Source organism: Methanospirillum hungatei, assembly GCF_020216685.1.
Classification (GTDB): Archaea; Halobacteriota; Methanomicrobia; order Methanomicrobiales; family Methanospirillaceae; genus Methanospirillum; species Methanospirillum hungatei_B.
In genome coordinates this window covers 1-18,828 of sequence record NZ_JAIWNS010000113.1, presented here as the reverse complement: position 1 = coordinate 18,828, position 18,828 = coordinate 1, and the positions used below count along the sequence as shown (strand labels likewise).

Genomic DNA, 18,828 nt, shown 5'->3' with positions numbered 1-18,828 from the left:
CCAATCCCGTGGTAGGTCATCATCCGGTCAACATCAGCGATGAGTGAATCCGGAGTGACCGTGAGGACTTCACGCTGGATTATCTCAGACTCATGCTTGACTTTCCTGACCTCTTCTGCCTCCTGTTCAGGGGTCATGTTCCGGTGAATAACCGTAATCCCGCCGGCCCGTGCAAGAGCGACCGCCATGGATGAGGTACTGACGGTATCCATTGCCGCACTGACAAGAGGAATATTCAAAGGTATGTTCCGTGAAAAACGGGTGGTGACATCTGCCTGATCCGGTTCCACCTCTGAAGCGGCCGGGACGAGCAGGATATCATCAAAGGTAAGTCCTGTTTCAGCCTGTAATTTTTCGATATACATTTCAATGAACCATACTGACTGCCTTTAAAACAAGTTCTTCCTGCACCATTGCTCTGCGGTCTCCGCCACACACCATCCCCCGCACCCCGATGATATCAGGGTTGATCCGTTTGAGGATCTCAATATCCTCAAATTTTAATGAACCGGCAAGGGCAGTTTTAATCCCAAGTTTCTGGTTTAACTTTGTGAACTCGACAAGCCTGGCTTCATCCATAAATTCAAAGGTCGATTTGCCGTCTTTAATGCCTGTGTCCACCATGGAGATATCGGCACCGGCTTTTGCAGCGAGAGGTGCCATATCATATGGTGAGATGGTTTCGAGGCGTTCCCAGTCTGAATATGCAGCGATGACAACCATCTTTTCCGGATAGGTCTCCTTCACTGCACGGGTAACGGAATGAATCAGCATCTCCGCTTCTTCTATTCCATCAAACATCAGCCCGACCTTTATATAATCTGCCCCGGCTGCTGCAGCTCCAAGGGCAGTAAGCGCTGCTCCTCCTGGCTTATAGTCAAAATCTCCAATGGCTGCACTGACTGGTTTATGGGTAAGATCTTTTATTGCCCTGATTATCCAGGGAAAAGAGGCTCCGAGAGATCCTTCTTCAGGACGTTTCACATCGACAATATCGGCTGAAAGTGCCTTCTTTGCTTCTTCTATTGTTGCTGGGCTGACAAGCAACTGCATACATTTTATGGAACCGGTATCTAAATAGTGATTACGTTTGGAATATGGACCTATATCTTGCCACAGACTTGAAATCCGGAAAAATCGTTCATGGAAAGAGCGGTATGCGGGACAGGTACGTCCCGGTAACCTCACTGCACGCAGATACTGCTGAACCGATCCGCTTTATCGAACAGATGAGACCCCGATTTTTATATATTGCAGATCTGGACCGGATATGCGGAAACGGTGATCATGATGCCCTGATTCCTGAACTTGCAAAGCGGACTGAACGCATACTCCTTGACCGTGGATGTAAAGGCCCCGATGATATGCCGGATATTTTGGGTGTCAGTATGATCGTCGGGACTGAGACCGCTGCAGATACCTTGGATCAGTTCACGAAGGGCGTCCTCTCGGTTGATATGAAAAATGATCTGGTGATACCCTGGAACAGAGATCCGGTCACGTTTCTCTCATCCTGCAATCAGTACCGGTTTGAGATGGTCATACTCCTTGACATCGGCCGGGTCGGGACCGGACGGGGACTTGACACGGAGAGGCTTTCTGCGTTCAGGGCAGCATATGCAGGACCCCTGCTCTGGGGCGGCGGTGTCTCATCAGAAGAGGATCTGGTGCTCCTTGAAAAAGCCGGGTTTGACGGGGCAATTATCGCAACCGCTGTTCACACCGGGAAAATTCCTATTGAGTACATCAGGAGGGGAACATTCTGCTCGTCACCATAGAGGGCATAGACGGGAGCGGGAAGTCAACCCTTCATAAAGCCCTGGGCCCCTATCTTGCTGACCTTAATCCGGTGATCACCTGTGAACCAGGATCGACATGGATTGGTGAGGCAGTCCGTCGTGCCATCCGGGAACATGCCGACCCGATTGCAGAGGCCCTCCTCTTCGTTGCTGATCATGCTGCCCATCTCCGGGAAGTCGTCCGCCCGGCCCTCTCTGCGGATCGTCTGGTCATATCTGACCGGTATATTGACAGCAGACTTGTCTACCAGCAGGTTACCCTTGAGGGGATAATTCCTGACCCCCTCACCTGGTTACGGGCCGTGCATCATGGATGGACGATCATGCCGGATCTTACTATCCTGCTTGCCGTTCCGGTCCATGTCGCCCTGGAGCGGACGGGAAAACGCGGAAGCGGAGAACATTTTGAGCAGGAATCAGTGCTGACCAAAGTTCAGGAGTATTATATGCAGCTGGTTGAAGAGGATACAGCCCGGTTCCTTATACTGGACGGGACTTTGCCACCAGAGCATATACTGAAAGTTGCAGGTGAGGCGATCCGGTTCCGGTTTGATGAGATGAACAGAAAGAAAAAGAAGTCGTAATGCCTGGTTCATTCTTTGAAATTGGATGCAATTTTATATATGGCGTCCAGTTTCTCAATCACTTCAGGTTCAATCTCCTCAGGGCGAATATATCGGGCAATTTCATAATAGCCACCCTTCCTGAGCAGGACTTTTTGTCCAGACTTCTTAAAAAATTCGGCAAAGAGTGGTTCAAGGAAGTCATCACTCATCTTTGTTTCAGACCACCACCGGTCATTCCGGTCACGATATGCTCTGGGAGGGATTGCATCAACAAGACATTCTATCATGACTTTTCAAGCCTTGCCTTCTTTTCGATAAGATGGGGTTTCCCGATAAATGCCACTACAGCAGCCTTATCCGCAGCTTCATTCAGGACAACTTCAGAATGACTTGCTGCAATGATCTGACTGTTTGTTTTTCGTGCAGAATGGATGAGGAGATTAAAGATCTGACGTTGTCGTAATATTTCAAGATGGGCATCCGGTTCATCCAGAAGGAGAACGGCTCCTGGATGTGAGTACACATAGGCAAGAAGGAGAAGTGTCTGATGTAATCCCCTGCCTGCTGATGAGATATCAAGGATGACTCCGGTCCCCATCTCTTCATAGACCATAGTAATTTCCCCCCGTTCAATAATGTACTCCGGAGGATGCAGGGTGACTCCAAACAGTTCTCTGATAGTATTGACAACCGAAATCCAGGGTTCAGTATCGCCTGATGAACTTATCTGATAACAAAGATTTCTCAAAACGTCTGCTGTTCTGCCTTCACCTATCTTTACGTTAATGGCTCCGGTCTCTAACTTAATCTCATGTGCTGCAAGACCTGACATCGGCGGAAGGAATGCTATGGCAAACCCGGTAATCTCTTTTGGAATAGGATATACATGCCCGGTTTTGTCTTTTATCGGGCGACAATAGAGAGACTCCGGGTTGGCATAATCAAATTCAAGACCGCATACCCAGGGTTTATTGTTGGTAATTCCTTCAACAATAATTACAATCGGGATGTCTGGTGTAGCCTGCTGTCTCTCTGGCAGAGCCATTCTGTGTATCTGAAGATCACGCCAGAGCAATGAGGCTGCAGGAACAGGAACCGCGAGAAGATCCCTGCGGTTTATGGTGATTCCTGGTGTTTCTTTATCAGGGAAGTCAGTCTCCTTTTTTCCGAGAATTTTGGAGATGCCGATCGCAAAAAGAGTAAGTGCCTGAAGGGCCGTGGTTTTTCCTGAATTATTCGGGCCGATAAAAACCACCGGGTCTCCAAGAGGTATCGTCACATCATCGAATTTTTTGAAATTCCGGATAGTGAGTGATGTCAGTGTCATTGCTAGGAAAGACTTATGGTATATATGCTTAACACTGAAGGATATTTGATTTTACTACTCCACTTGAGGACTGAAAAAATGTTGATTGATAATTTCTGACAGCCGGGTTACTGCTCTATCGTTATTACCAGACTGTCACTGACCGGAATCAGGTCGACACTGGCTCCGGCAACGGTGTAGGAGAGCTGGGGGAGTACTGAACCTTCAGGCACTGCAATCTCTTCGCCGTCAACAGTTATCATAGCCGGAACAGAGGTAAGGCTCTCTTTTGGTAATGCCTCAATTGCCTGCATGAATCCTTTTGCCTTCCCTCTGAGTTTCGGGCCGATGATACCCATGTCAAATTTCACCCCGCTGACAACCTGTGTCAGTTCAGGCATTCCGGTCTTCCAGGTAAGTGTACAGTTAGATGCAGTGCTTGCATCTCCTGCATCGTCAACTGCACGGGTTGTATATACGGTCACATTGCCGAGCGGTGCATTTAGGGCAAGGCCTTTGTCATGCTTGTACCGTCTGATCTCGGAGATGACCTGAACCAGGATCTCACCAGACCTGACGGCTTCTTCATCCTCATAGGAGAACGTCACCCAGGGCTGCTGATGTACAGAACTCTCTTCCATAAAGGACCAGACTTCTTCAGCAAAGTACGGGGTGAAGGGTGCAAGCATCCGGCAGATTGCATCCATGGATGTCCGGATTGCAACACAGGCCCCGTCACGCGTATCTGAATCGGAGTAGAGCCTGCCTTTTACAATCTCGATATAATTGTCTGCGAGAACATCCCATGCAAACTCCCGTATCGCTTTCAGAGCCTTGTCAAACTGGTATGTCTCAAGTGATTCTGATACTTCCCGGACGGTCTGGCTTAATTTGGTCAAAAGCCATCGGTCAGCAAGAGCGGTCACCGGTGCATCAACCTTGTATGATGCCCGGTCAAGCTGCATCAGGGCGAAGCGTGAGATATTCCACATCTTGGTAAGGAACCGGTTTGCCGCAACCACGTCATTCCAGTTAAACTGGATATCTGATCCGGTTGCAGCACCAAGGGCGGCCCACTGACGGAGGGAATCAGCACCGTACTGTTCAAGAATCTCTTCAGGGACGGTAACATTGCCTCTGCTCTTACTCATCTTGAATCCGTCTTCTCCAAGAACCATCCCGTTTACCAGGATCTGCTCCCAGGGCTTTCCACCGGTGAGGGATACTGCACGAAGGATAGTGTAAAATGCCCAGGTCCGGATGATATCATGACCCTGTGGCCGAATCTGTGCGGGGAACAGGGGAGGCACTTTCTGTGTTCCGTCCCAGCCGGTCACATGCATCACTGAAATGGATGAGTCCATCCAGGTATCAAGGACATCAGTCTCCGGGATGAAGTTCGAACTGCCACATTTCGGACATGGCCGCTTTGGTACATCAACCGTCGGATCAACGGGCAGTTCGCTCTCTTCCGGCAGGATGATCTCACCACAGTCCTTACAGAACCAGACCGGGATGGGGGATGCAAAGATTCGCTGCCGTGAGATACACCAGTCCCACTCCATCTGGGAGATCCAGTTCTCCATCCGGAGAAACATGTGTTCAGGGTACCATTTGACTTCCTTTGCGGCTTTTAATGCGGCTTCGTGCGGGATCTTGACAAACCACTGGTGCTCGGAAAGAATCTCAATAGGTGTCTTACACCGCCAGCAGGTTCCGACACGCTGCTCAAGCGGTTCCTGGCGGAGCAGAATCCCTTCGGACTTCATATCTGCAAGGATTGCTTCCCGGCAGCTGGTAGTATCCATCCCTTCATACTTCCCGGCTATCTGGGTCATATGACCAGTCTTGTCAATTGCTTTTCTGAGCGGGAGATTATGGACCTTCCACCAGATGACATCCTGCTTGTCACCAAAGGTACAGATCATAACGGCCCCAGAACCAAAGGACGGGTCAACCGCTTCGTCACAGATGATGGGGACCTCATGACCGAACAGGGGTACTTTCAGATGTTCGCCTTTCCGACCTTTGTACCGGTCATCATCAGGGTGGACGGCAACCGCCACACAGGCTGCCAGAAGTTCCGGGCGTGATGTTGCAATCTCCAGCCCGGAGAAGTTAAAGTAGTTGAGTTTTGTTGTCCGGTCGCTGTAATTGACCTCGGCAAATGCGATGGCGGTCTCACACCGTGGACAGAAGTTGACCGGGTGGTCAGACTGGTAAATCTGTCCTGCGTGATACATGCGCAGAAATGAGAGCTGGGTCTTGCCGAAGTACTCCGGCATCATGGTGATGTATTCGTGGCTCCAGTCGATGGAAAAGGCCATCCTGCGCATGGATGCCCGCATCTTTTTGATGTTACCTATCGTCAGTTCACGGCACATCTCACGAAACTTCTGTCGGTCAACATCGTTCTTCGTAATTTTATGGATCTCTTCAACCTTCACCTCGGTTGGAAGGCCATGGCAGTCCCACCCCTGTGGGAACATGACATTGTACCCCTTCATCCGCTTGTATCTGGCTAAAAAGTCGATATAACACCAGTTGAACGCATTTCCGATATGAAATTCCCCGGTTGGGTATGGTGGTGGCGTATCAATGACAAATTGTGGTTTTTCAGAACCTTCTTTAAAGTAGACGTCTTCATCCTTCCACGTCTGCTGCCATCGTGCTTCCACCTCACGATATTCATAGGTTTTGGGAAGTTCCCGCAAGACCCGAGACATTGCCCATACGTTTGAAGGTAAAGGGTAATGTAGATGATGGAATGTCAGTCCCTTATGTCAGGTGGTCAGAGCTTAGGAAAAAGGAGATGAGTTAACAGAGTGAGCCGATACCGCACGAGGGGATACTGTCACTGGAGCTGTACCTGGGGAGAGCGATAGGAGCGTAGGTATTCATCGCCTGCTCTTTCGCACGCTGAGCTTCATCCTTTCTCCCCAGTTTCTGCAGGACTCTGGAATAGTTGTTCCAGATATCTGAGCCAAACATACCTAGTTTTATAGCATGGTCATAGGCATCAGCTGCTTCGGCGTTCCTGCCAAGGGATGAAAGAAGATCCGCATACTCAGACCAGAGTTCAGGCTGCGCATCGAGAAGTTTGAAAGACTGATTATATGCATCAAGCGCTTCCGCGGTTTTTCCTGCCTTCTGAAGAAATGACGCATACGAAGCATATGCCCCGGCATCATCCGGTGCGAGGGCTAAAGTCCGGTTCATCACATCGATGGCCTCTTTGGTCTTCCCAAGAGAGAAGAGGACATCTGCCAGTTTCTTGAGGATCGGAGCAGAATCTTTTTCGGCAAGGGCTTCGTTATAAACGGCCTCGGCTTCAGTCAGCCGTCCAAGACCGGTCAGGACATCTCCGTAGGTGGTGAGGGTTTCTGAATCAAGGATTCCCTGGGATTTCAGATCTGCATATGCATCGGCTGCGTGCTTCATCTCACCGATAGCAGCAAGTCCTTCGGCCTGTTTTTTCAGGGAGTCAAAGTCAAGACCCTCTGATGTTCTGTTTACCACGGTCTGTTTTGGTCTTCCACCGGTGACGCTGTCCCTGATACTGGAGGACCAGGGGATGACATACACATAGTCATATGAATAGGAGGTATTGGCACCAGGGAGTTCACACGAGCAGGTCGGATAGTACATCCCAAGAGCGTAATAGGTATGATCCGTAGTGATTGCTTGTGATGTATTTCCATCTCCGAATGTCCATTTGACAGAATCACATTCTTCTCCGCCAGGGAAGGTAAAATACACCTTCAGAGGATTTTTTCCCTCGGTTGGTGCGTAGGTCGGTGCTGCCGATACCATGAATGTGAGACTAAAAATGAGTACAATTATGAGCGTAAATCTTCGTATTATGAAACCTGTATTGATATCCTGCATAGGGACGTGACACCTTCGTACCCATCGATGCCGGAGGATATAGGGTTTCGGAAGGGCTCTGGATAGATTATATTGAGTGACTAGCTAAATACGTACCCTATGTTGCACACAGTGAGATGGATTGCATTCATTCTGGCGGTTCTTCTCCTGATAATATCACCCTATCTCCCGACAGGGGTTCCGGGACTTCTGGTTATCATTGCCGCCCTGTCTATATGGTTTAAAACCGCTGAAAAATGGCTCTCGATAGCACTCGGGTTCATCGGGGTGCTGGGTCTTATAGGAATCCTTCCGGTTTTTGTCTTATATGCTGCGATCCTCATCGTTACAACCAAGGAGCTGGTCTTCTCCCTGACGGGTGGAAAAACGATTGAGTATGCCCTGTCGTTTATCTGTGCTCTTCTTATCACGGCGTTTGTGATGGAGTACCTGGGGGAGCAGTCCTGGCTTTCCGCCGTTGTCGGTGCAACGGTCTGTGTCCTCCTTCATTCAATCCTGGGTTCACAGAGAAATGCAACCGCTATTGAACTGGTGGTAGTGGCACTGGTTATGCTTCTGATCGAGGATCTTGAGTATGAGGCTGCATTTCCTCTTGTCGGAACCGCCGTTGTTATTGCATTCGGGTTTAGTTATTTTGCCTACCGGCTGAAGACCGCTGACATCCCCGGGCTCTTCTCTGCTGCTCTTGTAGGAGTCATTCTTATCGTTTTTGCCGGAATCTCATGGTTCCTGATTATGCTTGCGTTTTTTATTCTTGGGGCGATTGCCACCCGGTACCAGATGGATTATAAAAAGTCGCTCCATGTGGAAGAGGCAAAAGGGGGTGCCAGGGGGTATGTCAATGTGTTTGCGAATGGTCTCGTGTCTGTCTGTGCTGCAATTGGGTATGGTGTCACAGAGCACCCGGTTTTTATTGCGGCATATCTTGGGAGTGTTGCAACTGCTGCAGCAGATACCGTTGCAGGTGAGATCGGTGTATGCTCAGGCAGACCCCGCCTTATCACTACACTCCAGCCGGTCCCTGAGGGAACAAACGGTGGCGTCTCCTTTTTAGGAGAAGTTGCAGGACTTTTTGGTGCGATCTTTATATCGGCATGTGGCGTCCTTCTGGGAGTTGCCGATTTTTCAATCTTTGTCGCAGCAATGATTGGAGGTTTTATCGGAACGAATCTTGACAGTCTGCTTGGAGAACTCTTTGAAAATAAGCATTTTTGGGGGAATGCAGGGACCAATTTCCTTGCAACTCTGGGGGGAGCAATAATTACTGCCGTCCTCTGGGCAATACTATCCTTTTTTACCGGTAAAATCGGTTAAAGCCTGAAATGTCTTCCCTTTTCATCAGTTTCCCCTGAGAGATCCCAGACCACATCAGTTGCATCCTGATAACACTCGTATTTGAAGGTGAACAGGATTGGTACGAGAAGAAACGTAACAAATCCAAAGACCAGTGCGGTAACAATTGTCCCTTCCGGACCGATGAGGGCCTGCCAGTCGGTCAGGGTATACTGTGAAAAAACCTCCTGCTGCTCTGTCAGGTTCATATCAATGAACCGGGTAAACCGGCTCCCAAGAATCGCTCCCCACAGGAATGCTCCAAAGAGGGATACGATTACTGCAATAATCCCGCTCACAACAAAAAACCAGATGGCGGTGATAATTTTGATTGTGACAAGTTCCATGCTCCGCTTCAGGGTGTCAAAAATCTTCGTCCGCTCACACACCGCGACGTTGTCAATATAGAGTGAGAAGAGCAGAGCCGGAATGCCAATCCCCAGCATGAGCCCGGTCAGAGCAAAGGGATCACTCCCATATCCCATGATTGACAGGGGAACGCTCAGCAGAAGTGCGAGCACAACAACGAACCCTGCAAGGACGATGACCGGAAGAACAATCGGGAAATAACCCCGAAGGGCGACCGTGACCAGGATCTTCATGTTCTTCTCATCGGTTTCTAAGTGATAATTGAGCACACTGAGAAAGAACGGGAATGCAATTGCGCCCAGCATGGCAATCTTTCCGGCAAGAAACATTCCGCCAGTGAACTCAAGCCAGATGACCAGGGCTGCAATACACCCCGCATATAGTCCCGGTATCCAGACGATCGGTCTTCTGAAGAGATGGCGGATCGTGAACTTGATGGTCAGGGGTAATACTGATAACATTGTTTACCTGTCCCGTGGCATTGCAACGATCTCCCTGACCTGGAGATCGAAAAATCTCTGGGTGTGGGACGGTCTGATAACACAGACGGTATCAACTCCGCTTGCGGTCCCTCCAAGGGCTATGACTTCATCTGATACGCCGATAGCGCCCTGGTCTGCCGCAATCAGGGTGCACTCAACGGCCACCTTGAGGCCGACCGCGATGATCCGGCGAAACGCCTCTGCAACCGCTTCACTTCGTGATCCCCCGCCGACTTTGGGTGAGGACGAAAATGCGCGTTCCAGGCCTGACAGGACATGAGTGCCGGTAATTATGGTCACTCCGGCTTTTCTGAGATCTGCTGCGAGGTCTGCATCAAACTCCCAGACTCCGGGGTTTGAAAAACCAACAACATGGGTTACAATGACAAGATGAAGAGGTGTTCCTTTGAGTTCTTCATATGCCACCCGTGCGGTCTTCCCACTCGTACTTGGCACGAGTATCGTTGAAATTCCAAGTTCCTGTGCACGTTCAGCACCAATCCTGATCGCATCCCTGGTGTTGGCTTCACCTGGTTTATCAAAATAATACACTTTTTTGGTGCAGTATCCCATACATACCTGTTAGTTCGCACTGGGATTTGAGGACCATCTATGATCACCCTCGCACTTGCTGGAAAACCAAACTGTGGCAAATCGACATTATACCGGGCAGCAACCATGGCACCGGCCGAGATTGCCAATTATCCGTTCACGACAATTGATGCAAACCGGGGGGTTGCCTATGTACGGGTTCCCTGCCCCTGTACCAGTCTTGCGCATCGGTGTGGTGTTTGCGCAGACGGGATCAGGTATATTGCCGTCCACCTGATTGATGTTGCAGGCCTGGTGCCCGAGGCACATACCGGGAAGGGTCTTGGAAACCAGTTCCTTGACCACCTTCGTCAGGCCGATGCCATCATCCAGGTCATCGATGCAAGCGGAAGTACGGACATTGAAGGAAATCCGGATAATCCGGGGAGTCATGATCCGCTGGAAGAGATCCCCATGCTCAAGACCGAGATGGCGATGTGGCTTTTTGGGATCATTGAAAAGCACTGGCCAAAGATGCAGAGACAGGCCCAGTCCCGCTCATTCTCCATCTATGCAGGACTTGCCGATATCCTTGCCGGCCTCTCCATTCAGGAAGAACATGTGATGGAGGCAGAGCGTGAGGCAGGGATAGAGCTCAGGCTGACCGCCTCCGGTGATCTGATTGAATTTTCAAAGATTCTGATGCGAAAAGCAAAGCCGATGATTGTAGCCGGTAATAAGGCAGATCTTGCCTCTCCGGAATTGCTCACAAAGGTGAAGGATTCAGGTGCCATCCTGACATCGGGCGCAGCAGAACTCGCTCTCCGGACCGCTGCTGCATCGCATATGATCACCTATCATCCGGGTGACGCATCCTTCTCAATTCCTGACGAGGGAAGGCTGAGCGATGCCCAGAAAGCAGGTCTTATGAAGATGAAGGCCTATATGGATGCCCATGGCGGGACAGGAGTGCAGGAGATCATAAACCGGGCGGTCTTTGAGCTGCTGGATATGATCGTCCTGTATCCGGTTGAGGATGAGACGCATCTGACAGACGGTCAGGGCAGGGTTCTTCCTGATGCCTTCCTGATGAAGAAGGGTTCAACCCCGCATGATCTTGCCTACCAGGTGCATACCGATATTGGAAAGGGATTTTTGTATGCAATCGATGCAAAGACAAAGATGCGGATTAAAGAGAGTGCAGTCTTAAAAGATGGCGATATCATCAAGATCGTCAGTACCGCAAAATAAATCCGCATCTTTTTATACTAATGAACTAATATAATGGATTACATATGGGCGGCGAGGTGTATCAGGCCCAGGTTTTAAAGAACTTCTTTGACACGATCACGGGTACCGACAGGAATCTGACCCGGATATACATGTGTGTCATCAGCCTTGCCAAGCTTCGTGGTGAAGATGTGGAGATGATCGGTCACCTGGTCGAGCAGTTAAAACAGAGTAAAGTAAAGAAGGAACTCTCAATTGACGTGCTTGATTATATGTGTGGCATCGCATCAGAGCTCGAGATTACCGCCGTGAAAACCGCGTTCGGCGTTAAGGATATCTCTGAGGTTGTCCAGGACTTTGACTCGGTCAGTCTGGACAGTCTGTAATCATTTTTGGGTTTTGAAACCCTGCATTTGTCATATCCTTAAATGTCCGCAGATCCTACATACTCGATATGAAGGTCTGTATCATGTGCGGTGGCGAGGGAACACGCCTCCGTCCGCTTACGTTTGAACGCCCGAAACCATGTATCTCAATCGTTAACAAACCTTCAATAGAGCATCTGGTATCCCATCTCTCAAACCTTGGATTTCACGATATCATCATCACCGTCGGGTACAAGAGCGATGCAATAGAGCAGGCGCTTGGAGACGGAGCCCTGTTTGGTGCCACTATCAGTTATGTGTATGAGGAGACAAAACTCGGAACGGCCGGGAGTGTGAAAAATGCCCGTCACCTCCTTGGTGAAAAGCCGTTTCTGGTAGTCGGCGGGGACCATTTAACCGACATCAATCTTCTGGAATTTTACCGTGACCATCTCAAACAGTCACCTATTATCACGATTGGGCTTATCAGCGTTGATGATCCCTCCGAGTATGGCATAGCCGAGATTGATGTTGAAAACCGAATCCGACGGTTCAGGGAAAAACCAGGTCCTGGTGAGATCTTCTCAAACCTTGCCTCAACCGGGATGTATGTCTGTTCTCCTGATATCTTTGATTACATTCCTGATGAGACCAAGTTTGACTTTGCAAAAAACCTCTTCCCCCTGCTCATGGAAAAGGGCATGATCCTTGACGGATGGCTTGCACGCGGGAACTGGTCTGATGTCGGGAGCCCGGCATCCCTCCGGCTTGCAGAAAAATGGAAACTCCAGGAGATGAGCTATGCAAACATCTCCGGTGATATGGATATCAAAAACGCCCACATTCAGGGTCCGGTAGACTTTGGCGGATCCATCTATGTGGGGCATAACAGCCGGATCATCGGACCGGTTGCTATCGGGAGCGGGACATCTATTGGGGACAATGTCCTCATCGGGCCATACACATCAATCGGAAAGAACTGTATTATCCGGAACAATGTCCGCGTCCTCTCCTCTTCCTTTTATAACCGGGTGGTCATCGGGCAGGGAACGTCGGTGTCAGGTGCGATTATCGATAATGAGGCGATGATCGGTGACTCATGCAGCATTGAGCATGGTTCGGTCATAGGGCCCAGGACAGTAATCAGAAACCGGGTGACTGTTCACTCAAATACCCGCATCTGGCCGGATATGGTGATCCCTGATGGAACGACCGTGACCGAACATATGCTCAATGACTCTTATGATACCCGTTGTGAGGGATCCTGAGGTTCAGGGACAACGGTCCCCATCCCTCCAAACCGGTGTGTTCCGGCAACAAGGGGATGGCGGGCATAGTCCATGATCTGGATGTCATCGATGGTTTTGAGGTTCATCGCTTTTGCCGTCCGCTCAAGACCAAGTTCCAGATTTTCCAGGATCTCGATGATATATGCCTCAAGAATCTTGATCCCGAGTCTTCTCGCAGCGACCGCCCGGTGGTGCCCGTCGACCAGGATAAGACGGCCCGGCTTTTTTATCACGATGACCGGTTCAGCAAGTCCTTTTTTAATCTCATAAATCCTGCCTTCGAGTTCGTCCATGTAGATCCGAGACTGGGTGGGAAGGAGCATATGGACCTGGACCGGTCCTTTTGACAGATGTGGTTTTATCTCATGGAGCCGTTCGATGGTATCCATGAGTTTGTAGACCTTCTCAGGAGAGACATGTTCTATCTGGGATCGCACGACGTCAGTATTGGAGATGATGCCAAGCAGTTCATTCTTCTCATTTACAACCGGCAGTTTCTGAATACCTGAGCGGATGATAACCCTGGCAACATCGCTGATAGCCATCTCAGGATCTGCAACGATGAGATGATGGCTCATGATCTCCCTGACCGGAGTATCCGGGTGCACAAACAGGAGATCCCGTGCAGCAATATATCCCACTACAACATTCCCGTCAACAACCGGGAACCCGTCATGAGAGGTGACCCTGATTGCATGGATTACCTCTCGCGCGGTCCCCGTCAGAGCGACGGTATCCACGTCGGTGGTCATGTAATCACGGACCCTCTTTTTTTCCATACGAATCTACTCACCGTTTGCAGGTATGAATCCATCGTTTCAAAACCAGGGAAATATCCTGATACCTGACCGGTCAATATCAAGTTGCATCCTTTATCTTCAGGCAGGGTTTACGTAATAGGAATGAAAGGATTCCGCCACCAGCCTTCAGAAAAGAAAGAAGAGACAAACTGGACGAAAATTGGAATCGTCGCAGTCTGTGTTCTGATGGCTGTCTTTATGGTTGTATCAATGTTCGGTATGTCATGGCTGAACATCTTTACTCAGGCAAAGCCGGGAAACACTGCACTCGTTGATTTTACCTTCCGTGACGCGCAGGACCGTCCGGTCGTAACCAGTGTCCTTTCTGTAATCACCAAGGCACAGGACCCGTCGGTCATGACCTTTAAGGCAAATTCACTTCCGGTCAGAGTCAATGTCTCATCAGGCGAGGATCTTATTCCGATTCAGGTCGTAAACCCGTATAACGAGTACGGAGTGATGGAGTTTGGTCTCTTCGGCCCTGAGGTTGATATGATCAGTAACTCGATTGCCGGCATGGGTGTTGGTGATTCAAAGGTTCTGACCTACCCGTATGCAGGACAGATGTCCAGGCAGATGAGCATGGAACAGTTTGTCAATATCACCGGAGAGAGTTTTGCAAATGTCAAGAAAGGAGATCAGGTTCCGCTGGCATTTATCGACCAGCCACAGATCCCTCTGGATAATGCAACCCCGACGTCATATATCAGGACTGCAACCGTTGTTGACCGGGATGCAGCAAATATCACGTTAAATTACGGATATCCAACGGTAGAGATCACACTGACCAAACTGACAACATCATAAAACCGGTTATAGCCGGTAGGCATAAATCCGCTTAATGCGGTTTGCCACTTCATATTTTCCTTTTCTTCTTTGAATCATCCCATTTCTGAGGCAGATATGATCAATTCTGGCCCTGACCCGGTCAATGGATACAATCTCATCTATCGTAAACCGGTCATCCCCGTCACAGGCAACATACATTGGTATCGTCTTTTTTCCGTCATGAACAGAGATTCTGACAATAACCTCATCGATAGCCCGTGACCAGATGGTGTTAATCTCCTCGGCAACGGCTTTCGTAACTCTCTTGTCACCGACTTCCAGGGACATGATCTCGACACCGGCGCCCTCTCCGTCATCCCGTTCGGCAACGATGTAATCACCGACTTCGACCACTTCTCCCTTCATCAGTTCAGCCTTCGCAACGTACGATTCGGCTTCTCTGCTGACGATGGTCTTGATATATACCGGTTCAGGCTCAGGCGGCAGGGGTCGTCGGGATGTCAGTCCGCACACGGTGCAGCGGATGATGAGATCGCGTGATTCACTCAGAACCTCCTGTTCTGTCTCTTCTTTACAAGTTGCACAATAGGCATCTACCAGATCCATTGATTACACATGGAAGAGAGTGTGTAAATACATGGTCAGGGAAGAGGAGTATCTTACTGCTCACGGGCATCCGAATGTAACGGCAACTCATCGCACAACCTTTGAGATAACGAAAGAGGATGAACTTTCCCTGGCAGGCAGTTGTATTATCGCGGTGGGAGCTGACAAAGGAGCGCTGGACCTGAGCCGCAGATTTCGTGATGCATTGCACCATCCGGATTGCCGGCTTACCACCACGCTTTGTTGCGGCCCGTATGAAGTGCAGATAACTTCACGGGGAGATCCCGGTCTTTCCCTTACTCATCCGACTGATCTGGTCTGGAGACGTTCATCCTTCACCTGCGGGCGGACCATTGGTATCTATGCTGACCATACTGCCCGTGACCTGCCCAGGGAGATGATAACCCTTCTCGCCGGTGGTGCAGAGATGAGTGTTCTGCTGGTTGCAGAATATTTTACCCCTGAAGACTGATGTGGTCAAAGTCAGGGTAAAAATCCGGTATTTGGGAATGATTTATTACTATCCTTGAAACAAACGTGTATTGTAATTCAAGACTGGAGGATACTCTATATGGATAAAATGGGACTTGGAATGTTAATTGTCGGCATCCTGCTTGTTATCGGTGGTGCCTATGGTATCTGGTTTTTCCTTCCTGATGTTATCAATGTCGTCAAGGGTGCAATCGGGATTGTAGCCCTGCTCATTGGTATCATGCTTGCCGGAATCGGTTTTATCCTCGTCAAGGATTAAAAAAGATGCAGAGGGGTCTCTGCACACATATTCTCTTTTAGGTTCGTCTGATTACGTGTATCTCAACCGGTATCTCATGCCGGTCACGGGTATGAAACCAGAAGGTCCGGGGGATGGTAAGCCCGGCCAGCACTGATGCGGTTATCTCGCCTCTGCCCTTTATGTATTCGGTGATAAAAGGGCCGGACCCTGCATTAAAGATCCCATAGATAACATCAGTCTTCATAAGAGCCATATCAAGGAACGGCCGGTCAGCATGTTCCGTCTGTGCTCCGAACGGGGGGTTCATGATAACCGTGTCACATTCAGGAATGAGGGTTATGGCCTCCTCGTCAGTGATATCGGTTCTGATAAACCTGATGCTGCATCCAAGGTCACTGGCGTTGGCTTCTGCTATCCTGATAGCTTCCATATCATCCTCAACTGCAACGACCTCAGCTCCGAGAAGTGCAGCACCAATAGCAAGAATGCCGGTGCCACATCCAAGGTCCACTACTGTACGGTCAGTGATGTCTCCGGCAAGCATGGCCATATGAATAAGTCGTGCAGCAAGCGGTGCAGGTGTCTGATACTGTTCCCGTTCTGCACAAGGATTATCAAAGCCAGAGACCCGCTGGAGCAGCATCTCTAGCTGCCTGAGTTTCATGGTATCTCGTCCACTTCGTACGTTTCAAATTCCCTGACCCCGCACAGAATCTCAAACTCACAGGGTGTCAGTACCGGCACAGAGAACCTGACCTGGTCATCGTATGCAAGTCTTGGACAGGCCGTATTTACATAACAGGGAAATCCCAGGTTCAGGAGCTGGTCTGGCGATACCTCTCCGAGCATGATCCGGTATGCCTTATCTGAAAGAGTACAGAGATGGTCTGCAAGTTCTGATCTGCACTGGCCGGTCTTTGATGAGACGATGATGCCAAAGGATTCAGCATCCCGTGCCTTCTCAATAAGGCCGAACCGAACCCTGAGCAGCCGGTCTGCATCCGGCTCTTCAATCCTCCCTGTTATGGGATCACAGGCAAATACCCGTGCCCTGGTTGCAAGTTGGATGCCTATGGGATGGAAAAGGCCGGTTCCGAGAAAGATGATCTCATCAGTCCCTGTCTTTCGTGCAGCATTAAACGAACATCCGAGCACCTGGCCAGGACAGGGGGTCCGTGGTGACGGCTCGGCGATAACCGGCTCAATCCCGGCATTTCGGATGAGTTCAGCAACCCTTGGAAGAAGATGGATATGCTGGATGGTAGTTACCAGTCCGACCCTTCTCTCATTCAGCCGCGGGATAACGTCACTGATAACCGCGAGGTCCCCGTCAACCGGCCAGGGTTCATAGATAACCTGTTTTGTATCATCAACCGGTGTATGCCCGATATGAACCAGCACATCTGCCTGATCCCGTGCACGAAGGTCAAGATCACAGGCACCATAACAGGGATCCCCGCTTATGATAACCTCATACCCAAGATGGCGCAGGTCATGGGCAAGCCGGGGGAGAAGTCGTTTTAACCCCTCCGGTGCCTGGAGTGCCACCGTATGACACCCCAAGATTTTCAGCCGCTCATGCAGGTCAGGAAGACTGATCAATGATCCTCACCCGGTCGGTCACTTCTATGGAGACCAGATAAGAGTAGGGGAGTTTCAGACTGGGACTTCCTTTCTTAATCACAAAGCCGATATCTACGATCTCTGCGCCGATACTCTGGAGAGATTCGATAATCCCGTTCATGGTCCCCCCGGTGCTGATGACATCATCAACGATGACGATACGGTCCCCTTTACAGACCCCGTTGATATACATCTCACCCTTCGAGTACCCGGTGACCTGACAGACATCACACTCACCAGGAAGCCCGTATTTTCGTTTCCTGATGATGTTCACCGGTATATCGGTCATGAGGGAGAGAGCAGTTGCAATCGGGATTCCCATGGCTTCTGCGGTTACGATATATTTCACGTCAGTAAGATCCAGAAGACGGATCATACCAACGGCAATCTCCCGAAGCAGGCCAGGATCGATATCTGGTATTCCATCGGTGATCGGATGGACAAAATAGTTATATTCGCCCTTTTTTACAATCGGGCAGGAAAGTAGTGAATTAACTAATATGGGATACATATGATTCTCCAAAGTCTGACAGGAATGCTTCCACAACATCGCGGGTGACATGAGGCATACAGACGATACGAAGGTCGCCTTTTCGTGTGTACGAGACAACCCAGGGGGAGGGAACACTGACATGCTCAAAGGTTGCAACATTGACATCCGGGGTAACCTTTCTGTAAACACCAAATGCCTCCATACCCTCAATCAACCGCCTGGTGTTCTCCATACAGCCGGTGACAAGAGCCTTCATTCCTTTTCGTCCAAGATAGGCCATAACGGCATATGCTGCAGCCACCGATGCACCCGGTCGTGTTCCGGTCAGGCTGTACGCCTGCTTTGTGGTAAGGTATGGTGTCTCCACCAGGAGGTTACAAAAGACCTGCTCATCACGCACCATCAGGACTCCTGATGGTATGGTGCTCAATCCCATTTTGTGTGGATCGACTGCGATGGATCCTACTCCGGGGACTGAAAAATCAAAAGGGGGAGCATCATCAAGAAAGGGGAGGACATATCCGCCAAATGCCGCATCTACATGGAGATGTACTCCCTCCTGTTCAGCCAGTTTCCCAAGGGCCGGGATAGGGTCGGTCATGCCGTACTCCGTGGTTCCGGCAACAC

Annotated in this window: 23 protein-coding genes; 9 read left to right on the top strand and 14 right to left on the bottom strand. The window is 49.9% G+C overall.

The window, feature by feature from the left end; genetic code table 11:
• Both LDL35_RS07000 and LDL35_RS06995 read right to left on the bottom strand, forming a co-directional pair.
• Positions 1-365 (bottom strand): IMP dehydrogenase (locus LDL35_RS07000; RefSeq protein ID WP_304020878.1); only part of this gene is annotated, 365 nt, incomplete at its 3' end.
• Between the two features lies 1 nt (position 366).
• Positions 367-1,053 carry a (5-formylfuran-3-yl)methyl phosphate synthase gene (locus LDL35_RS06995; protein ID WP_304020876.1) on the bottom strand — a complete coding sequence of 229 codons (687 nt, stop codon included), beginning with the start codon at positions 1,051-1,053 and terminating at the stop codon, positions 367-369.
• 44 nt (positions 1,054-1,097) lie between these two features.
• Between LDL35_RS06995 and LDL35_RS06990 the strand changes: the two genes are divergently transcribed.
• On the top strand, positions 1,098-1,778 hold the full coding sequence (locus LDL35_RS06990) for a HisA/HisF-related TIM barrel protein (RefSeq protein WP_369694892.1): 681 nt from the start codon (positions 1,098-1,100) through the stop codon (positions 1,776-1,778).
• Positions 1,763-2,383: a dTMP kinase gene (gene tmk, locus LDL35_RS06985; RefSeq protein WP_304020881.1), complete on the top strand. Its 621-nt coding sequence runs from the start codon at positions 1,763-1,765 to the stop codon at positions 2,381-2,383. The genes LDL35_RS06990 and tmk overlap by 16 nt, the downstream gene beginning before the upstream one ends.
• Positions 2,384-2,391: 8 nt before the next feature.
• Here tmk and LDL35_RS06980 read toward each other — a convergent pair whose 3' ends face one another.
• The 4 genes from LDL35_RS06980 to LDL35_RS06965 form a co-directional block, all read right to left on the bottom strand.
• Positions 2,392-2,652 carry a hypothetical protein gene (locus tag LDL35_RS06980; RefSeq protein ID WP_304020872.1) on the bottom strand — a complete coding sequence of 87 codons (261 nt, stop codon included), beginning with the start codon at positions 2,650-2,652 and terminating at the stop codon, positions 2,392-2,394.
• Positions 2,649-3,692 (bottom strand): AAA family ATPase, encoded by a 1,044-nt coding sequence (locus LDL35_RS06975; protein ID WP_304020871.1) that lies wholly within the window; start codon positions 3,690-3,692, stop codon positions 2,649-2,651. Before LDL35_RS06975 ends, LDL35_RS06980 begins: the two co-directional genes overlap by 4 nt.
• Before the next feature lie 107 nt (positions 3,693-3,799).
• A complete protein-coding gene (locus LDL35_RS06970) occupies positions 3,800-6,397 on the bottom strand; it encodes a valine--tRNA ligase (RefSeq protein WP_304020868.1) in 2,598 nt (865 codons plus the stop codon).
• 91 nt (positions 6,398-6,488) lie between these two features.
• The gene (locus tag LDL35_RS06965; protein WP_304020867.1) at positions 6,489-7,484 is read right to left on the bottom strand and encodes a tetratricopeptide repeat protein; all 996 of its coding nucleotides are present in this window, start codon (positions 7,482-7,484) and stop codon (positions 6,489-6,491) included.
• A 174-nt stretch (positions 7,485-7,658) separates the two neighbouring features.
• Here LDL35_RS06965 and LDL35_RS06960 point away from each other — a divergent pair, with 174 nt between their 5' ends.
• Positions 7,659-8,873 (top strand): TIGR00297 family protein, encoded by a 1,215-nt coding sequence (locus LDL35_RS06960; RefSeq protein WP_304020864.1) that lies wholly within the window; start codon positions 7,659-7,661, stop codon positions 8,871-8,873.
• On the opposite strand, the gene LDL35_RS06955 is transcribed toward LDL35_RS06960, so the two are convergent.
• Together LDL35_RS06955 and LDL35_RS06950 are read right to left on the bottom strand one after the other, a co-directional pair.
• Positions 8,870-9,721 carry a hypothetical protein gene (locus LDL35_RS06955; protein WP_304020863.1) on the bottom strand — a complete coding sequence of 284 codons (852 nt, stop codon included), beginning with the start codon at positions 9,719-9,721 and terminating at the stop codon, positions 8,870-8,872. The two genes, LDL35_RS06960 and LDL35_RS06955, sit on opposite strands and share 4 nt — an antisense overlap.
• 3 nt (positions 9,722-9,724) lie before the next feature.
• Positions 9,725-10,315, bottom strand: a complete 591-nt coding sequence (locus LDL35_RS06950) for a pyruvate kinase alpha/beta domain-containing protein (protein WP_304020861.1) — start codon at positions 10,313-10,315, stop codon at positions 9,725-9,727.
• Positions 10,316-10,354: 39 nt separating this feature from the next.
• Here LDL35_RS06950 and LDL35_RS06945 point away from each other — a divergent pair, with 39 nt between their 5' ends.
• The 3 genes from LDL35_RS06945 to LDL35_RS06935 all read left to right on the top strand — a co-directional run bounded on the left by LDL35_RS06945 (position 10,355) and on the right by LDL35_RS06935 (position 13,136).
• Positions 10,355-11,524: a redox-regulated ATPase YchF gene (locus LDL35_RS06945; RefSeq protein ID WP_304020857.1), complete on the top strand. Its 1,170-nt coding sequence runs from the start codon at positions 10,355-10,357 to the stop codon at positions 11,522-11,524.
• A gap of 44 nt (positions 11,525-11,568) precedes the next feature.
• A complete protein-coding gene (locus tag LDL35_RS06940) occupies positions 11,569-11,889 on the top strand; it encodes a hypothetical protein (protein ID WP_011449574.1) in 321 nt (106 codons plus the stop codon).
• 68 nt (positions 11,890-11,957) lie between these two features.
• Positions 11,958-13,136: an NDP-sugar synthase gene (locus tag LDL35_RS06935; RefSeq protein WP_304020853.1), complete on the top strand. Its 1,179-nt coding sequence runs from the start codon at positions 11,958-11,960 to the stop codon at positions 13,134-13,136.
• Here LDL35_RS06935 and LDL35_RS06930 read toward each other — a convergent pair.
• Complete coding sequence (locus tag LDL35_RS06930) at positions 13,109-13,936, bottom strand: CBS domain-containing protein (RefSeq protein ID WP_304020850.1); 828 nt, start codon at positions 13,934-13,936, stop codon at positions 13,109-13,111. The genes LDL35_RS06935 and LDL35_RS06930 overlap by 28 nt on opposite strands.
• Positions 13,937-14,059: 123 nt before the next feature.
• Here LDL35_RS06930 and LDL35_RS06925 point away from each other — a divergent pair, with 123 nt between their 5' ends.
• Positions 14,060-14,764 carry a hypothetical protein gene (locus tag LDL35_RS06925; RefSeq protein ID WP_304020848.1) on the top strand — a complete coding sequence of 235 codons (705 nt, stop codon included), beginning with the start codon at positions 14,060-14,062 and terminating at the stop codon, positions 14,762-14,764.
• A gap of 6 nt (positions 14,765-14,770) precedes the next feature.
• On the opposite strand, the gene LDL35_RS06920 is transcribed toward LDL35_RS06925, so the two are convergent.
• On the bottom strand, positions 14,771-15,352 hold the full coding sequence (locus tag LDL35_RS06920) for an HVO_0476 family zinc finger protein (RefSeq protein WP_304020845.1): 582 nt from the start codon (positions 15,350-15,352) through the stop codon (positions 14,771-14,773).
• A gap of 19 nt (positions 15,353-15,371) precedes the next feature.
• Here LDL35_RS06920 and LDL35_RS06915 point away from each other — a divergent pair, with 19 nt between their 5' ends.
• Both LDL35_RS06915 and LDL35_RS06910 read left to right on the top strand, forming a co-directional pair.
• Positions 15,372-15,824, top strand: coding sequence for a DUF371 domain-containing protein (locus LDL35_RS06915; protein ID WP_304020842.1), 453 nt, complete (start codon positions 15,372-15,374; stop codon positions 15,822-15,824).
• 99 nt (positions 15,825-15,923) lie between these two features.
• A complete protein-coding gene (locus LDL35_RS06910; RefSeq protein WP_048067551.1) occupies positions 15,924-16,103 on the top strand; it encodes a hypothetical protein in 180 nt (59 codons plus the stop codon).
• 37 nt (positions 16,104-16,140) lie between these two features.
• Here LDL35_RS06910 and LDL35_RS06905 read toward each other — a convergent pair whose 3' ends face one another.
• The 4 genes from LDL35_RS06905 to LDL35_RS06890 all read right to left on the bottom strand — a co-directional run.
• Complete coding sequence (locus LDL35_RS06905) at positions 16,141-16,749, bottom strand: METTL5 family protein (protein WP_304020838.1); 609 nt, start codon at positions 16,747-16,749, stop codon at positions 16,141-16,143.
• On the bottom strand, positions 16,746-17,687 hold the full coding sequence (gene dph2 / locus LDL35_RS06900) for a diphthamide biosynthesis enzyme Dph2 (protein ID WP_304020835.1): 942 nt from the start codon (positions 17,685-17,687) through the stop codon (positions 16,746-16,748). Before dph2 ends, LDL35_RS06905 begins: the two co-directional genes overlap by 4 nt.
• A complete protein-coding gene (hpt, locus tag LDL35_RS06895; protein ID WP_304020832.1) occupies positions 17,671-18,219 on the bottom strand; it encodes a hypoxanthine/guanine phosphoribosyltransferase in 549 nt (182 codons plus the stop codon). Before hpt ends, dph2 begins: the two co-directional genes overlap by 17 nt.
• The coding region (locus tag LDL35_RS06890) for a pyridoxal-dependent decarboxylase (protein WP_304020828.1) at positions 18,200-18,828 on the bottom strand (629 nt) is incomplete at its 5' end. The genes hpt and LDL35_RS06890, both read right to left, overlap by 20 nt.

What these genes read in the sequence shown, in the direction of transcription:
- LDL35_RS06995 (WP_304020876.1), bottom strand. Translation starts at nt 1,053, where the DNA reads ATGCAGTTGCTTGTCAGCCCAGCAACAATAGAAGAAGCAAAGAAGGCA.
- LDL35_RS06990 (WP_369694892.1), top strand. Translation starts at nt 1,098, where the DNA reads ATGGACCTATATCTTGCCACAGACTTGAAATCCGGAAAAATCGTTCAT.
- LDL35_RS06980 (WP_304020872.1), bottom strand. Translation starts at nt 2,652, where the DNA reads ATGATAGAATGTCTTGTTGATGCAATCCCTCCCAGAGCATATCGTGAC.
- LDL35_RS06975 (WP_304020871.1), bottom strand. Translation starts at nt 3,692, where the DNA reads ATGACACTGACATCACTCACTATCCGGAATTTCAAAAAATTCGATGAT.
- LDL35_RS06970 (WP_304020868.1), bottom strand. Translation starts at nt 6,397, where the DNA reads ATGTCTCGGGTCTTGCGGGAACTTCCCAAAACCTATGAATATCGTGAG.
- LDL35_RS06965 (WP_304020867.1), bottom strand. Translation starts at nt 7,484, where the DNA reads ATGGTATCGGCAGCACCGACCTACGCACCAACCGAGGGAAAAAATCCT.
- LDL35_RS06960 (WP_304020864.1), top strand. Translation starts at nt 7,659, where the DNA reads ATGTTGCACACAGTGAGATGGATTGCATTCATTCTGGCGGTTCTTCTC.
- LDL35_RS06955 (WP_304020863.1), bottom strand. Translation starts at nt 9,721, where the DNA reads ATGTTATCAGTATTACCCCTGACCATCAAGTTCACGATCCGCCATCTC.
- LDL35_RS06950 (WP_304020861.1), bottom strand. Translation starts at nt 10,315, where the DNA reads ATGGGATACTGCACCAAAAAAGTGTATTATTTTGATAAACCAGGTGAA.
- LDL35_RS06945 (WP_304020857.1), top strand. Translation starts at nt 10,355, where the DNA reads ATGATCACCCTCGCACTTGCTGGAAAACCAAACTGTGGCAAATCGACA.
- LDL35_RS06940 (WP_011449574.1), top strand. Translation starts at nt 11,569, where the DNA reads ATGGGCGGCGAGGTGTATCAGGCCCAGGTTTTAAAGAACTTCTTTGAC.
- LDL35_RS06935 (WP_304020853.1), top strand. Translation starts at nt 11,958, where the DNA reads ATGAAGGTCTGTATCATGTGCGGTGGCGAGGGAACACGCCTCCGTCCG.
- LDL35_RS06930 (WP_304020850.1), bottom strand. Translation starts at nt 13,936, where the DNA reads ATGGAAAAAAAGAGGGTCCGTGATTACATGACCACCGACGTGGATACC.
- LDL35_RS06925 (WP_304020848.1), top strand. Translation starts at nt 14,060, where the DNA reads ATGAAAGGATTCCGCCACCAGCCTTCAGAAAAGAAAGAAGAGACAAAC.
- LDL35_RS06920 (WP_304020845.1), bottom strand. Translation starts at nt 15,352, where the DNA reads ATGGATCTGGTAGATGCCTATTGTGCAACTTGTAAAGAAGAGACAGAA.
- LDL35_RS06910 (WP_048067551.1), top strand. Translation starts at nt 15,924, where the DNA reads ATGGATAAAATGGGACTTGGAATGTTAATTGTCGGCATCCTGCTTGTT.
- LDL35_RS06905 (WP_304020838.1), bottom strand. Translation starts at nt 16,749, where the DNA reads ATGAAACTCAGGCAGCTAGAGATGCTGCTCCAGCGGGTCTCTGGCTTT.
- hpt (WP_304020832.1), bottom strand. Translation starts at nt 18,219, where the DNA reads ATGTATCCCATATTAGTTAATTCACTACTTTCCTGCCCGATTGTAAAA.